Source organism: Pseudooceanicola spongiae (assembly GCF_014899185.1).
GTDB lineage: Bacteria > Pseudomonadota > Alphaproteobacteria > Rhodobacterales > Rhodobacteraceae > Pseudooceanicola > Pseudooceanicola spongiae.
In genome coordinates this window covers 1238300-1253226 of record NZ_CP045201.1, presented here as the reverse complement: position 1 = coordinate 1253226, position 14927 = coordinate 1238300, and the positions used below count along the sequence as shown (strand labels likewise).

The 14927-nt window shown below is 58.6% G+C and carries 9 protein-coding genes and 1 pseudogene; 4 read left to right on the top strand and 6 right to left on the bottom strand.

The window, feature by feature from the left end:
* Window positions 1-255 precede the first annotated feature (255 nt).
* The 3 genes and pseudogenes from F3W81_RS21125 to F3W81_RS05855 all read left to right on the top strand — a co-directional run.
* Window positions 256-351 (top strand): annotated as a pseudogene (locus F3W81_RS21125) (hypothetical protein); the annotation flags it as partial.
* A 24-nt stretch (window positions 352-375) separates the two neighbouring features.
* Window positions 376-918: a transposase gene (locus F3W81_RS05860; protein ID WP_226941874.1), complete on the top strand. Its 543-nt coding sequence runs from the start codon at window positions 376-378 to the stop codon at window positions 916-918.
* Window positions 919-1873: 955 nt separating this feature from the next.
* Window positions 1874-4903 carry a bifunctional diguanylate cyclase/phosphodiesterase gene (locus tag F3W81_RS05855; protein ID WP_193082702.1) on the top strand — a complete coding sequence of 1010 codons (3030 nt, stop codon included), beginning with the start codon at window positions 1874-1876 and terminating at the stop codon, window positions 4901-4903.
* A 425-nt stretch (window positions 4904-5328) separates the two neighbouring features.
* Here F3W81_RS05855 and F3W81_RS05850 read toward each other — a convergent pair whose 3' ends face one another.
* The 5 genes from F3W81_RS05850 to rimK form a co-directional block, all read right to left on the bottom strand.
* The gene (locus F3W81_RS05850; RefSeq protein ID WP_193082701.1) at window positions 5329-6369 is read right to left on the bottom strand and encodes a quaternary amine ABC transporter ATP-binding protein; all 1041 of its coding nucleotides are present in this window, start codon (window positions 6367-6369) and stop codon (window positions 5329-5331) included.
* A gap of 11 nt (window positions 6370-6380) precedes the next feature.
* Window positions 6381-7409: an ABC transporter permease gene (locus tag F3W81_RS05845; RefSeq protein WP_193082700.1), complete on the bottom strand. Its 1029-nt coding sequence runs from the start codon at window positions 7407-7409 to the stop codon at window positions 6381-6383.
* A gap of 96 nt (window positions 7410-7505) precedes the next feature.
* Window positions 7506-8492, bottom strand: a complete 987-nt coding sequence (locus tag F3W81_RS05840; protein WP_193082699.1) for an ABC transporter substrate-binding protein — start codon at window positions 8490-8492, stop codon at window positions 7506-7508.
* Between the two features lie 424 nt (window positions 8493-8916).
* Window positions 8917-9093 (bottom strand): hypothetical protein, encoded by a 177-nt coding sequence (locus F3W81_RS05835; RefSeq protein WP_193082698.1) that lies wholly within the window; start codon window positions 9091-9093, stop codon window positions 8917-8919.
* A gap of 710 nt (window positions 9094-9803) precedes the next feature.
* Window positions 9804-11210, bottom strand: coding sequence for a 30S ribosomal protein S6--L-glutamate ligase (gene rimK, locus F3W81_RS05830; protein ID WP_226941873.1), 1407 nt, complete (start codon window positions 11208-11210; stop codon window positions 9804-9806).
* Window positions 11211-11770: 560 nt separating this feature from the next.
* Here rimK and F3W81_RS05825 point away from each other — a divergent pair.
* Window positions 11771-13555 carry an SLC13 family permease gene (locus F3W81_RS05825; RefSeq protein ID WP_193082696.1) on the top strand — a complete coding sequence of 595 codons (1785 nt, stop codon included), beginning with the start codon at window positions 11771-11773 and terminating at the stop codon, window positions 13553-13555.
* Window positions 13556-13676: 121 nt separating this feature from the next.
* Here F3W81_RS05825 and F3W81_RS05820 read toward each other — a convergent pair whose 3' ends face one another.
* Window positions 13677-14924: a HAMP domain-containing sensor histidine kinase gene (locus F3W81_RS05820; RefSeq protein ID WP_193082695.1), complete on the bottom strand. Its 1248-nt coding sequence runs from the start codon at window positions 14922-14924 to the stop codon at window positions 13677-13679.
* Between the last annotated feature and the right edge of the window lie 3 nt (window positions 14925-14927).

Sequence of the window (14927 nt, the reverse complement as noted above, 5' to 3'; positions counted from 1 at the left end):
CAGCCGGACTGGCTGGACCTTCATTGCCTGCCCGATGGGCTCCAATGTCGCGTGCCGAATGGACCATAAGGTCACGCGGACGTCGCGGATCTTGCCCGCGATAAAGAGGCCGTCGCTTGCTTTGAAACGATCGGCAGACAGGAATGGCAGCTCTGGGAAACGCTCGAAACAGAAGGCGTCATCGTCCGACCAGTGCCGCCCGTGCAGGTAAGGGCGTTCGCATGAAGCCGGGGCACGCGTGCAAAGACCGACCGAATTGACGCGGAGTTTATTGCACGCCTCTTTGCCTGTCGGCTCGATGCTGGTCGCCGGCTTCCCACAGAAAAGCTGCGATTTCTTAGAGCTTTGACCTCAAGGCGGGCCCAGGTCGTCGAGATGCGCAAACGGCAACTGGCACAGATGCGCGCGCATCAGAAGCCTGGCGCAGCCGAAATGTTCGACAGCATCGATACCGAACTGAAGGCGCGGCTCGACTGCCGGATCAAGGCGATGGAAGATAGAATCGGTGCCGCCATATCTTTCGACGATTTGCGGGCAAAGACCACTGGTGTTCTACACTCCATCCCCGGGGTCGGACCAGTGGCCAGCACAATGCTGGTCGCGCAGATGCATGAGCCTGGCACCGTCACCGGCGAACAGGCCGCAGCTCTCGTAGGGCTCGCCCCCGTCGTGCATAACAGTGGAACCCTTCCTGGGAAGCGAACTATTGCAGGCGATCGCCGTGCTCTGAGGCATGTGATGTTCCAAGCTGCTTCGGTCGCCGCGCATCACAACCTGACCATGAAAACCTTTGCGGATCGCCTGCGAAAAGCCGGGAAACCGCACAAGCTCATCATAACGGCCGGCGCCCGGAAACGGGTCAACCTTGCTCACGCTCTGTGTAAAAGCCGTCAGAAATGGACGCCTTCGACCGCGTGAGGGATACAGTTGCTAGGCGCGATGTTCTAACGACGATACTTTGTAGGATGCGCATTTTGCCCTTGAGGCAGCCGTTGTTGCGTGATGACGTTAACGATGCAGGGTGGATTTACAAAGCTTAATTCCTGCATGGTAGAATGCGATTTGGTTCTCGCCGTATGGCAGCGCCAGTGGCGTTTCCTAGCTACGAAGCAAAACATAGATCCAAAACTCGGCGGGTGTTGCATATCGTGACCATCCAGCGTTGCGGTTGGTTTGGATGCGTCGCAAAGTCTTTCGGGTGCCCGGCGCAGTACGCGCCCTGACGATGAGGGAACCGCAAGAAGACCGTTGCGCCTTCCCTCGTCGATCAGCAAAATCCTGATCCGGACAGGGGTACCTATCTCGCTCTGCCGTTTCAAACTTTCACAAGTTTTTTCTTCGGACTGTCTCCCCAGATGTATCCAACCAGTATAACCCATTGTGATTGAACAACCCTGTCCCATTTAAGACTAGTATGACACCGACTTGGCTACAACTGTGTCGCGTGGGAAAGGCCGGTCAGGGCCCTATTAGCGTCTTGGTCATCAAAGAAGATCGCTCGGAAATATGTTCGCCTTGCTGGGCCGGAAGCATGCAGAAAGTCTAAATCGTCTGATCTTGAGCTTTGTTCTTGAGAGTTAATATCTGCGCATGCAAGTTACCTTTCTGCGCCAAGATCGCCGGCTTTTCAGGAGATGATCGCATGATAGTCACTATAGTCCAGAACCTCGCGATAACTGTCTTGGCCGGGTTGACCTTCAATATCATTCAGGCGTTCTGGTAAACTCAGACGCTGTACGGAGCGCCAAATATTTGATCGAAAAGCATAATCAAGCGATTTTGCCCTCAGTTGCCAGATTTCTTGGGGAACGTCCGAGAAAGCAGCGGCAACATGCAGGGCAGGGTAGGATTGTGCTACACTTGGAGAATGTCGGTGAACACGCCAGGAAATAACGCTCTGGAGGCTTTTCTTGCCCAGCTTGTGGCGTCGCTGGTCGTGGATGGCGCCGTACTCGACGAAAAGCTGATCGTGCGTTACACCACCCCGGGATTTGCGCGTCGGTTCGGGGCGCCAAACCCGGTGGGTCATTGTATTCTTGACTGCATCAAGGGTGCAGAGGCGCGTGCGCATGTTGCCGGCATGGCTGCGGCGCTGAGCGCAGAGCAGACCTCAACCTTTGGTGAAGAACCTTTTGCTGGTCCGCAGCCGACTGACCTCAGCCGCTGCGCCGAGGGAAACAGTACTGCGGATGCTGAATGCAATATCGCTCTACCCAGCGACTTTATCGAGGTAGAGCTGCTTCAGCCCGAAATGGATGTTCGGATCTCGCCGCTGAGGGAGGCCGACGGTCGGGCCTACGGGTTTTTCGTGCAGGAAGTCCCCGACATCGGCATCTCTAACATGCCAGAGCAGAATGCCGACCGGGTGGCATCCACATCGCGTGAATCTGCTCATCGGATATTATCACAGTTATCCAATGCCTATTGGGAAAGTAACCCTGTGACTGGCGCCTTTGAGGCGTCCGAACTCTGGTATACATTGCGCGGCTATCGGTCTGGCGAGACGGGCATTGAAGACCACGAGACCTGGAATGTGAAGGTGCATCCGGAGGATCGGCCGGCTCTGTTCGATTATCAGCGCAAACTGCAGACTGGCGAAGCTGATTTTGTGCCTTTCATTTACCGCGAGAGGCACGCACAGGGGCACTGGATGACCATCCTCTGCAAAGGCGCTGTCATTGAGCGCGACGCGAGTGGGGCAGTGGTGCGCGTTGCGGGAACGGATGCCGATATCACGGCCTCGCATTCCGCTGAGGAATACATCCGCGACATTGCCCGTCTCGAACAACGCTGGCTGATCGCGGCTGAATACGGTCAGCTTGGGCTATGGGACAATGACGAAGTCGCTGGCACCCGCTATGTATCGCAGACTTGGCGTGCCATGCGCGGCTATGGGCCCGACGATGCCTTTGATGAGAGCCGCGAGGCGCTTGCTGCGCGCACCCACCCGGACGACCGCGCATCTCTTGCGCGTCAGATCGATGCAACGGTCAACGGCAATACGGAGACCGTGTTTCAGGAGTACCGCGAGCGGCATCGGGACGGTCACTGGATCTCGATCCTGTCGCGGGGACGGGTTATTGCGCGCGACAGTCAGGGCCGCGCGTCCCGGATCATCGGCATCGACACCGACATCACCGAGATCAAAGCCTCGAGCGAAAAGATCTTCCGCATGTCACAACGCCTCGAAATCGCCATTCAGGCGACGCGTGTCGGGATCTGGGATGCGGATCTCGCGAAGGATGAGGTCATCTGGGACGCCCGGATGATGGAGCTCTACGGTCTCGACCTGCCCCCCGGTCCGATCCCGGATGGCTACTGGGAGCAGTCGATCCATCCCGATGACAGGGATCGCGTGCTGTCGCAGTCGTCTGATGTCGAGGCCGGCAAGATCACCTTTTCCGAAGATTACCGGGTGGTCAGACCAGACGGATCTGTGCGGTTCATTCGATCCCGTTCAACAAATCTGTTCAATGACACCATCGGACACGGTCTTATCGGCGTCGACTGGGATGTGACAGCCGACGTAGAGGCTGCTGACGAGCTGCGACGTGCCCACGCGCTGGCGCGCAAACGCAACGAGGAGCTGGAACAGGCGCGCGCGGAGATGGAATACAACGCTTTGCATGATGCGCTGACCGATCTGCCCAACCGCCGTTTCCTCGACCGGCAGATGAAGGCTTTGCACGGCAAGGATCACCGCGTTGCCATCATGCAGCTCGATCTCGACCGCTTCAAGCAGATCAATGACACCCTCGGCCATGCTGCGGGCGATGCGGTGCTGCGCCATGTGGCGTGCGTCATGGACAACCTTGTGCCCAACACGGCGACTGTCGCGCGGGTTGGTGGTGATGAATTCGTTGTCTTCTTTGAGCAGGCTCCCGATCAAGATGTTCTGGCCGGGATCGCCGAACAGATCGTCACTGAATTGCATGCGCCTTTTGAGGTGAACGGCAAGAATTGCCGGTTTGGAGTGTCGATCGGGATCGCCCTTGGTGAGATGCCGGCCCAGACGCCGGATGAGGTTTTTGAAAATGCCGACATGGCGCTCTACGAAGCCAAAGGCAGCGGGCGCGGACGTAGCGTGTTCTTTTCTGATCGGATGCGCACTGCGATCGAGACAAAGCGGCTGCTGGCTGACGCGTTTCTTGGCGGGCTCGAACGGGACGAGTTCTTTTGCGTTTATCAGCCGCAGTTCGAGGCCGGATCGCTGCAGCTCAGCAGTGTCGAAGCACTGGTGCGCTGGCGCCGGCCCGACGGGACGGTCGAACTGCCATTTGTCTTTCTTGATCTGGCCGAAGAACTGGGGGTGGTCGATCGTCTCGATCAGCGTGTGCTGGATCAGGTTATGACAGATCAGGCGCACTGGTTGACGCTGGGCCTTCCGGTGCCGCGCGTGTCTGTGAACGTCTCAGCGCGCAGACTCTCTGACCCACAGTTGCCTCTCCGTCTTGAGAAATTGAATATTCCTTCGGGACGGATTGCATTCGAGCTTCTTGAGACGGTGTTTCTGGATACTCAGAACCCGGTCATAGCTGCAAATATCGCCGCCATTCGCGGTATGGGGATCGAAATCGAGATCGACGACTTTGGCACCGGACACGCGTCGATTGTTGGTATGCTTCAATTACAGCCGGATCGGCTTAAAATCGATCAGCAGATCGTCAGGCCTCTGACCTTGGGCGAGAAGCAGGGAACCCTCGTGCGCTCGATCATCGAAATCGGCCGCATGCACAATATCGATGTCATCGCTGAAGGTGTCGAGACGGCTGATCATGTGCGGTTGCTGACAGCCATGGGCTGCAACTATCTTCAAGGATACGGTCTGGCCGCGCCGATGCCTGAGGCCGAATTGCGCGAGGGGTTGCGAACCGGAAGTTGGAACATGCCTTTTGAGACTTAGGCATGTCTCCGACATTGCAGTGACCATGGGCGTTAAACCATCGCGACTTGTGGATCCGATTTCGGATGAATCTGTTTGGGCCCGATGTCGAGGTTTGCCGCTGTATCACCATTTGTGAGAGCATGGGCGGTCTCGTACCAGCCTGCGCAATTGTGGGCTGACATCAGGTCGCGTAAGTGGGGCCGTCGCTGATCGTGGTATTCGAATGGCAACGTTTGACCTCAGTGGGGATCCGACGCCTAGGATCTTTTACTTGTCCGCTTCATGAAGTCCTCGTTTCATCGTTGAGGTTAATGCCGATGACTTCGGTGCCTTTAGAAGTGCTTCGGGACGGCAATGAACGGTCCTTCGTGCTCGGGTGAGGTGTGGGCCCGACATGAAAGACGCGGCTTGCCGCCCGGAAGAGGCGAGCCGCGATTGCTTGTTCATTGCGCGACCGTCTCCTCGCGCGGGACAAGAGCCAGCATCAGCTCGGTCATGTTGAGCGAGCCGACGGGCGTGTCGCCGTCCATGACGCGGAAGCGGTTGTCCATCTTCCCACGGGCGAGGGCAATGACGCTTTCCAGGTTGTCATTTGCGGCGATGTCACCCGCCACGTCACCTTCGGGCGCACCCTTTGTCATCACCGAACGCACACGCAGAACGCGCGCGCGGTTGATGTCGGCGACGAACTGTTCGATGTAGGGATCCGCCGGGTTCAGCAGGATATGCTGCGGCTCGCCCTGCTGCACGATGGCCCCGGCCTTGAGGATGACCAGGTGGTCGGCCAGTTTCAGCGCCTCGTCCAGATCGTGGGTGATGAAGACGATGGTCTTCTTCAGCTCGGCCTGAAGTTCCAGCAGCAGGCTTTGCATGTCGGTCCGGATCAAGGGGTCCAGCGCCGAAAAGGCTTCGTCCATCAGCATGATGTCGGAATTCGACGTCAGCGCACGGGCAAGGCCGACGCGCTGCTGTTGCCCGCCCGACAGCTGGTGGGGGTATTGCGCGCCGTAGCCTGCCAGCCCGACACGGTCCAACCATTTGGTCGCCTCGGCCTCGAAATTTGCCTGCTTCAGCCCTTGGGTCGCCAGCGCCATGCCGGCATTTTCCAGAACCGTGCGGTGCGGCAGCAGGGCGAACTTCTGAAACACCATCGACATGGTCTTGCGGCGCAGACCGCGCAACTGCTCCTCGTCATAGCTCATGATGTCTTCGCCGTTCACCACGACCTCGCCCGCGGTGGGGTCGATCAGGCGGTTCAGGTGTCGGATCAGGGTTGATTTCCCCGATCCCGACAACCCCATGATGACGGTGATTTCGCCATCATGGATGTCGACGTTGATGTCGCGTAGGCCCAGAACATGGCCGGTTTCCTCCAGCAACTCGCCCTTGCTTTTGCCGGCCTGTACGGCCTTGAGGGCCGTTTGCGGATCGTCCCCGAAAATCTTGTAGAGGTTGCGGATGGATATTTTGACAGTCTTGGTCATCTGGACCTCCTTCAACGGCTGGACTGGCTGGAATCGATCCGCGCCAATGATGCTTTGGTGACGCGATCCAGCAGGATGGCCAGGATCACGATCCCCAGCCCGGCAATCAGGCCGACGCCCAGTTCCAGGTTGCGGATGCCGCGCAGCACCAGAATGCCCAGACCCGGGGCCGAAACCATCGAGGCGATCACGACCATGGCGAGGCTCATCATGATGGTCTGGTTCACACCGGCCATGATGTTGGGCAGGGCCAACGGGATCTGCACGCCGAACAGCTTCTGCCGCTTGGTCATGCCGAAGGCATCGGCGGCCTCGGTCACGTCCTTGTCGACCAGACGGATGCCGAGGTCGGTCAGGCGCACCACGGGCACGATGGCATACAGGATCACGGCAATCCCGTAGAGTTTGGGTTCCGTCACCGAGAACAGGAAGATCAACGGGATCAGATATACGAAGGGTGGCAGCGTCTGCAGCATGTCCAGCAGCGGAATGGCGATACGCTGCAGCCTGTCGGATCGCGACATGGCAATGCCGATGGGTACCCCGAACAGCACGCATATGAAGGCACAGACAAAGATGATCGCCAGTGTCTGCATGGCGTAGTCGTAGTAATCGACGAAGGCCAGCAGACCCAGCCCCATGGCGACAAGGCCGACAACCTTCCAAGAGCGTCCGACAAACCAGCTGATCAGCATCAGCAGCGGGATCATGATGAACCAGGGCGTATGTGTCATGGCGTCGAGTGTGCCGTTCAGCAGCCAGCTGAGCGGTTGGGTCAGCGGATCGACAATCGCGCGCAGCGGATCACGGATGGACAGAAAGCCTTCTTCCAGCCCCACCGTCAGATCGCGGGATTGCGGAAACGCCGTACAGGCATCGTTCAGCGTGTCGAGCGAGGGGAAGGGCAATCTGGTCGCGCCATCCCCCGAGCCCCCGGTCTTGGCCAGAAGGTCGGCCATCGACATCGGTCCGCCGCCCTCGCCACCGTCGCACCAGCTGCGCAGGCCCAGCATGTCGAAAAGTCCGTCGTATGTTGCCATGTCGTGCACTCGGGCCGCAGCCCCTCCTTGCTAAAAACAGAGGCGGGGCCGATGAACGGCCCCGCCTGATTGCATCACCCGAAGGTGGTTCGGGTCTTAGTCGATCAGAGCCGAGAGCTTTTCGCGGGCGCCATCGTTCACCCAAGCCGACCAGGTGTCAGGCGAAGAGGTCAGGAAATAGACCGCAACTTCTTGATTTGACGCGTTGTTCTGCTCTTTCCAGGCCAGCAGCGCGGACATGTCCGCAGTCTTGAAGGTCATGTTGGTGAAGAACTGGGTCACAGCCGGATTGCTTTTGGCAAAGTCGGTGGTGACGGCTGTCAGGATCGGCGCGGCCGGAAAGTCCGAGACCTTGGGATCGGGCGTGTCGGGGTTCTGCAGCGGGTCGAACTTGGCCTTGTCATACTCGCCCAGAGACACGCGGGTCATGTCGTATTTGCCCAGCGGCACGGTCGGGCCCCAGTAGTAGCCGAACCATGGCTTGCCGTCGGTGACAGCCGCGCCCATCGACGAGGCCAGCGTTTCGCCGGAGCCGTGGTTGAAGACTTCGATGCCGTGTCCCTTCAGATCCAGCGCGCGCGCCAGATTGTCGGACACAACCCGGCAGCCCCAGCCATCGGGGCAGTTGTTGAACTGGCCGCCGACCCATTCGGGGTGCGCCAGAACGCCTTCGATGGTTTTCAGCTCGGGGTGTTCCGTGGCGAGCGATGTCGGGATCCACCAGCCTTCAACGCCGCCGGGATCCAGAACCGAGGTGAGCGTCTTGATGGTGCCGCCTTCTTCCAGCTTGGCATAGGCGTCGCCGGCCGAATTCAGCCAGAGGTTGGTCACGACGTCGGGTTCGCCGTTTTCGGCCACCGAGGTGATCGCGGGGATCGTATCAGACTGAACGAGCGATACGTCGCAACCATAGCCCTGCTCGAGCAGGAATTTGGCGATGTTCGTGGTCACTTCGGCCGCGGCCCAGCCCAACTGGGCGATCGAGACGTCACCGCATTGTGCGGTGTCATCGGCGGCGTTGGCGGTGGCGGGGATGAAGCTTAGGGCAACAAGTGCCGTCGACGTCAGGGTTAGCTTACGCATTAAAGTGCTCCTGCAATTTCGGGCAAACCGGGCGACCAACACATGTCAGACCTGCGCAGCGCCCAGAGCATACTAGGGCCGCGCGGTCAGCAGAACTGTTGGCTCATCCGACTTCGATGCTTAGCTAATGCATATCATCGGGAGACGCAAACTATTAAGTTTCAAAGCGTGAATTCAGGGTTTCTGCAAGAAAACGCCTAATTTAGTCCGGTAGACTTTCTGGACAGGCTCCGTAGCAGGCAGGTGGCTTTCAGATTGATTAGTTAAGCGAATTAAATGTAAGCGCAGATGGCGACAGTTAACCTTCGCAAGCATGGTCGTGTCGCGGAGCATAAATGAAGGTGGGAGGTTGTTTTCGAAGGAACGCACATAACCAAACTAAAACTACGGCTCAGGTAGAGATGCTTGGGCAAACGCTGAAAGATTACTTCGGGTCGCGCGCAGCCCGCTCTTTCTTGGTCAGCTTGTTGTTCCAGACGTTGTTGCTCAACCCTAATGCACTTGGCAGGGGCTTTGTCTTGCCAACGCTGACTTCGCCGCCCTTGTCCAGAAACTCTTGGATTAGCGCATCGTCGGTGGTCTTCTTGGGAACATTTTTCATGAGAACTCCTCTATCAGATTAACCGCTTTGTTGCCATGCGCGATATGTTGTTTCGCAATTGTTCCTGGTTTGTATCGGAGGAACGATCCGGCGGCTTGATGGCGCGATCCTTTTCGGGGGTGGGCAAGATGGCATTATGCGCCAATCTCATCACGGGAGTGCGACGATGCCTTTGAGTGAAAGTGAGCCGGTGTGATGCTTTGGACAAGCGCTCCGCCCTCGCTTCTCGGCTAGGATGAGGATCGGAAACGATCCCAATATTGGATTCCTCTACGCCCCTCTAGATCCGGTTTGCGTTTGAACAGAATTCGTTGAGGTGAAGCCTTTGTCAGTGATTGGCGCATGGATTGTGGTTGAGTGAAATCGGGGAGAGGCTGCCCAACCTGTACCCCAGTAAACCAACAAGCAGGCGAAGCGTATCAACCGTAGCATCGAGGAGAACAATCGGATGATGACTGGGAGAGGTTTCCCCGTTGCCTATACAGATGTAAATTTCGCTTATCATGAACAGTGACGGCCTCATCTGACTGACTTGGTAGCGGCTCATCATGTCGTGGGTCGGCTCATGCCCCTCAATGCCCTCACATCATACGGAGACTTCCGCAACGTTTGGCCATCAGGGGCAGACAAATTCAACCTAGATCCGGTCCATAAGATACTGGCCTGAGCAATTTGCTCTTCCGATCCCTGTTTGATTTGACTTCTTCGGGCTAGCGATTGGCCGCCTCGGCACGCGGAGAGCGGCGACGTGCTACGGTGGGGCGGACCTTCTTCTCGATTTCCTCGAAGAGAGCCGCAACGATGTTGCGCCCCGTCGCCTTCTCGATGCCCTCAAATCCGGGCGAGGAGTTGACCTCCAACACTTGTGGCCCGTCATGTGCGCGCAGAAGATCTACACCCGCCAGGCCCATGCGAAACGCCCGCGCGGCACGGATCGCGGTATCCCGCTCGGCGCGCGTGATTTTGACAGGTTCAGCGCTGCCACCCTGATGCAGGTTCGAGCGGAACTCGCCCGATTCTGCCCGCCGCAGCATTGTGGCGACAACACGACCGCCGATGACCATGCAGCGGATATCCTCCCCCCCGGCTTCTTTCACGAAATGCTGGACCAGGAAGTTTGCCTTAAGTCCGCGGAAGGCTGAAATGACCGATTGTGCCGCGCGGCGCGTCTCTGCCAGGACGACGCCCTTGCCTTGGGTGCTTTCCAGCAATTTCACCACCAGCGGTGCGTTGCCGACCAGCGCGATCAGGTTGTCGGTATCCTTGGGGGATGCGGCGAAGGCCGTGGCGGGCATCCCGATCCGGCTGCGCGACAGAATCTGGTGGGCATGCAGCTTGTCGCGGCTTGCCACGATTCCTTCGGCGCCGTTGACGCAATACGTGCCAGAGGCCTCGAACTGGCGCATGAGGGCCGCGCCGTAGGCGGTGACGGAGGTGCCGATCCGGGGGATGACGGCGTCATAGCGGGGCAGGCGGGCGCCGTCGTAGTGAATTTCGGGCTGCAGGGGGTTGATCATCATGTAGCACCGGGTCGTGTCGATGACCTCGATCACATGGCCGCGCGCCGCGCCTTCCTCGACGATCCTGCGGGTGGAATAGGCACCACCTTCACGGCTCAGAACGGCTATTCTCAGTGTGCGCGACGGAGCGGCGGCCTGAACGGCAGTGGAGTGGTAGGCGGAGTAGTCTAGGACGCCCTGACAGCAGCTTTCGCCAGGGACGACCACCATCTCATCCGCCAATGCCTGCCGGCCCAGCAACATGCGATAGGCCATGCTGCCCCGGTCGGTCAGTGTGATCTCTATCGGCCACGTCCTGTCGCCCAGTACCACGTCAGTGCGGACGACATAGCGCCATTCGGTCTCGCCATTCGACGATGTGACTTCCCGGCGGTCAATGACCTCGGCGGAACAGGCGATGGTGACATCTTCGCGCCCCGGAATGGGATGAACCGAGAAGCGGACATGCGGGGCCTGCGACGGGCCGAATGGCTCGATGTCAAAGGCGTGCAGCGCCGATGTACGGGCGCCCGTGTCGATCTTGGTCTTCAACGCGGGAAGGCCGAGTCCGGGCAGGGCAACCCATTCTTCCCAGCCTACTTTGAACGGGTCTGTCACGCTGGCTTGCTCCGACACAGGGTAATCCTCTGCACAGTTTGTTTGAACTGCGGCACCAAATGGCTGCCACAGTGTTGAATAGTCCCGCCATCGAAAGGCAGCGCTACGGCGCACCTCTTTCCACGATGAGGAGGATGGATGATGGGCACGACAGCCCCAAGTTCTGAGCTCTGATCGCCGTGAATCGAAGCTCCTCTTCCCGAAATAGCGTGGCCTTGTCAATTAATTGCGACAGGATGTACGCAGGGTTACGCCTGAACTTGGCTGGGGTGAGGTTGCGGCGCCCGTCGGTCCACTGTGGAACTTAACTTGCCGGATTTGTGTGCTTTCTGAGGGTGGGCCGTGAAGCTGCGGCACCAATTACAAAGAAAACTGTAGGTCAGAACCGGCTGAACCCTCTGGCCCTCGCGAAAATGGGCGAAGTGATCGTGAAAGAGAGTTCGGTCTCGGCAGTCTACTTCACGCCCAGGACGGAACTCAAACACCTCTCAGAGGTTCACTCCTCAATGTATCCAGCGGGCCTGTCGCCCGAAGGACAGGCTCTCGCAAAGGTTTTCACAATGAGTGAATTTGTTGGGGCCAATGCGCCCATAATCGCTCTGGTTATTCTCGGGCTTCTTTTCGTTGCTTTCACCATCGAAAAATATCCGCCCGAAGTTACGGCGGCCGGGGCCGCTGCCCTTTTCATCTTGCTTGGACTGGTGACGAACGACGAGGTGATGGACGTCTTTTCCAGTTCAGCACCGATCACCATCGCGGCTATGTTTGTTGTGTCCGGGGCGCTGGTGCGGACCGGAGTACTGGACGCAATTGCGGGGCTGGTGATCGGCCGCGCAAAGGATCGACCGGTTCTGGCCATCGGAATCTTTATCTTCGCGACCATCGCGGCCTCGGCGTTCATGAACAATACGCCGGTTGTCCTGGTGCTGATCCCGGTGGTCATCCGTCTGGCGGCAAGTCTCAACATCGCGTCCACGCGCCTTTTAATTCCTCTGTCCTACGCAGCAATTCTTGGCGGTACGTGCACTCTCATCGGCACCTCGACAAACCTGCTCGTCGATGGTGTCGCGCGTGAGGCTGGACTGGCCCCTTTTTCGATCTTCGAAATCGCCCCTGTCGGCATGATAGTGGCGGCGGTCGGTGGCACGGTGATGTTGGTTCTTGGCAAATTTCTGCTGCCGGATCGTGCCTCTCAGGGCGGCAAGTCCGAGACCGCCGAGACAGAGTTTCTGTCTGAAATCACGGTGCTGGCGACATATCCCAAGATCGGAACACTGCTATCCGAAATCGCCGATTTCCAGCGCCCAGGGATCCGTGTCACGGGTCTTCGCAGGGGGGCGCAGATTGAGCGCAGAGCCGTGTCTGAACAGCAGCTACGCAAAGGCGACGCCGTGATCATCGTGGCGCCGACCTCTGAGTTGCTGACGTTTGCAGAAGTACCCGGTTTGCGCGTCGGGCTGCGCCGCACGGTCGAGCTGGACCCGGACGCGCAAGTGCGCGTGGCAGAAGCGATTGTCACCCCGTCAAGGCGGAGCTCGGGGTTGCGCATCGCGGATCTGGCGCTTGGTCGACGTGCGGGAATGCGCGTTTTGGGGGCTTTTCGCCCGGGACACGTCGCCGGAGCGGATCTGTCTAGCGTCCGTCTGCGCCCCGCCGACAAGCTGCTCCTGGAAGGAACGGCCGAGGGCTTTGATGAGCTGATGGAAACCGGCGATGTCGTTTCGGTGACGGAACCAGGCGGGCGGGCGTTCCGGCGTCGCCAGGCGCCGATTGCAATCCTCACTCTGGTGGGCATCGTTGCGCTGGCGGCCTTCGATGTCATGCCGATCGGCATCCTGGCGCTGATCGGGGTCGCTGCCATTCTGGTGCTGCGCTGCATCGACAACGACGAGGCTTGGGCTTCTATTGATGCGTCGATCCTGGTGCTGATCTTCTCCATGCTGATCGTCGGCGCAGGCTTGGAAAATACCGGTGCAGTTGAGTTGGTCGTGGAAAAGCTTACACCTTGGCTTGCGGGTTTGCCGCCGTTTGTGACCCTGCTGGCGGTTTACGCGGTTGGCTCGGTGCTGACAGAGGTGGTTACGAACAACGCCGTCGCGGTCATCTTCACACCCATTGTCGTTGCGCTGGCAGGGCAACTTGGTGTCGATCCCCGGCCTTTCGTCGTTGCCGTCATGTTTTCGGCCAGCGCGAGCTTTGCCACACCTATCGGCTACCAGACCAACACACTGGTCTACGGGGCGGGAAACTACCGGTTCGCTGACTTCCTGAAGATCGGGATTCCGATGAATGTCATCGTTGGCATCACTGCCGTTCTTGCCATAAGTGTGTTCTTCCCACTCTGATGTGATTTAGGCCGGTGGGTGTGATGAAGTCTCACGTCGACCGGTCTGCAGAGCCTGACTATTTGAGGTTGATCCCAAGGTTCGATGACGCGACCTTTCTTCATCTACCAGACGGCAGGTCTCACGCCTCTGGTCGGGCTGTCTCAAGGTCGGCGGGAAGCATGATGGAGAGCAGCAGGCCATGAGGCTCACGATTGCGAGCAGTTATGGTGCCGCCATGGGAGTGCAGGGCGCTGTAGGCGATGGCCAGGCCGAGGCCGATTCCCTGGGATGGACTTTCTTCGTCAACCCGAACGAAGGGCATGAAAATGTTTTTAAGGTCGGCCTCCGGCACGCCCGGTCCGGAATCTGCGACTTCCAGAATGAGCGCATCGCCTGCCAGTCGCCCGGTCACGCACACAGTTCCGCCTTGCGGAGAATGTGACAAGGCATTGCGGATGACATTTTCGCAAGCGCGGTGCAGCAGCTCCGGATTGCCTCGCAGCTCCAGAGTGTTGGCCCCCTCGTATCGTACACTTACGTCACGGGTGCGGCCTTCAAAATTGGCATCCGCAATAATGTTTTCTACCAGATCAAGCAGATCAATTCGCTGCACTTCACCCATGGTCTCACCGCGTTCAAGCCTGGCAAGTGTCAGGATCTCATTCACCAGATGGTCAAGCCGAGCGATATCGCCCTCCATTCTGCCGGCAAGGGAAGCGCCGCGTCCGGGGTTCACCTCAATCAGTCCGACGGCGGCTCTCAAACGGGCAAGTGGCGAGCGGATCTCGTGGGAAATGTCATGAAACAGGCGGTTTCGTCCCTCAGAAAGTGCCTGCAACCGTTCGGCCGCGACATCGAAGTCTTTGCCGAGGTCCTGCATTTCGCGATTGGAGGTGCGCAATCTGCCTAATATCCTTGTGTCGAGATGCCCTGCCGCGATGGCTTTGAGGCCGCGGCTGACATCACGGATCGGGCGGGTCAGCCATTGAGAGAGGAAAATCGCCATCACAGCGCTGACGACAGCTCCCAGAAGCATCGGCATCGTGGCGGGGCGCAATATCGCCATCGTGTCATCGGTTGATCCAGAGTAGATCAGCTGAAAGCAGCCGTCTTCCGGAGTGCCGAAAATGCTGTTTTTTGAGCAGGTTGTCTCGGCCGTCAGGGCGTATTTGGGATGTGCGTCTGCGATCTGTTGCCACAACGCGCGCGCCGCGTCTGCACCGTTGTTTTTATAAACCAGCGTCAGCTCGTCTGTGAGAATTGCCATCTCTGCCTTGTGACGAAAGTCCTCTGGCAGTGTCAGATCCAGGAAATACGTCACCATCGAAAACAGCAATAGGCTGAGCAGATTTGCGCACCAGATGAAAGCAAAGACCCGGACAATCATGAC

Coding starts and splice junctions, on each gene's coding strand:
- F3W81_RS05860 (WP_226941874.1), top strand. CDS start 376: ATGCGCAAACGGCAACTGGCACAGATGCGCGCGCATCAGAAGCCTGGC.
- F3W81_RS05850 (WP_193082701.1), bottom strand. CDS start 6,369: ATGACCAAGACTGTCAAAATATCCATCCGCAACCTCTACAAGATTTTC.
- F3W81_RS05845 (WP_193082700.1), bottom strand. CDS start 7,409: ATGGCAACATACGACGGACTTTTCGACATGCTGGGCCTGCGCAGCTGG.
- F3W81_RS05840 (WP_193082699.1), bottom strand. CDS start 8,492: ATGCGTAAGCTAACCCTGACGTCGACGGCACTTGTTGCCCTAAGCTTC.
- F3W81_RS05835 (WP_193082698.1), bottom strand. CDS start 9,093: ATGAAAAATGTTCCCAAGAAGACCACCGACGATGCGCTAATCCAAGAG.
- F3W81_RS05825 (WP_193082696.1), top strand. CDS start 11,771: ATGAGTGAATTTGTTGGGGCCAATGCGCCCATAATCGCTCTGGTTATT.
- F3W81_RS05820 (WP_193082695.1), bottom strand. CDS start 14,924: ATGATTGTCCGGGTCTTTGCTTTCATCTGGTGCGCAAATCTGCTCAGC.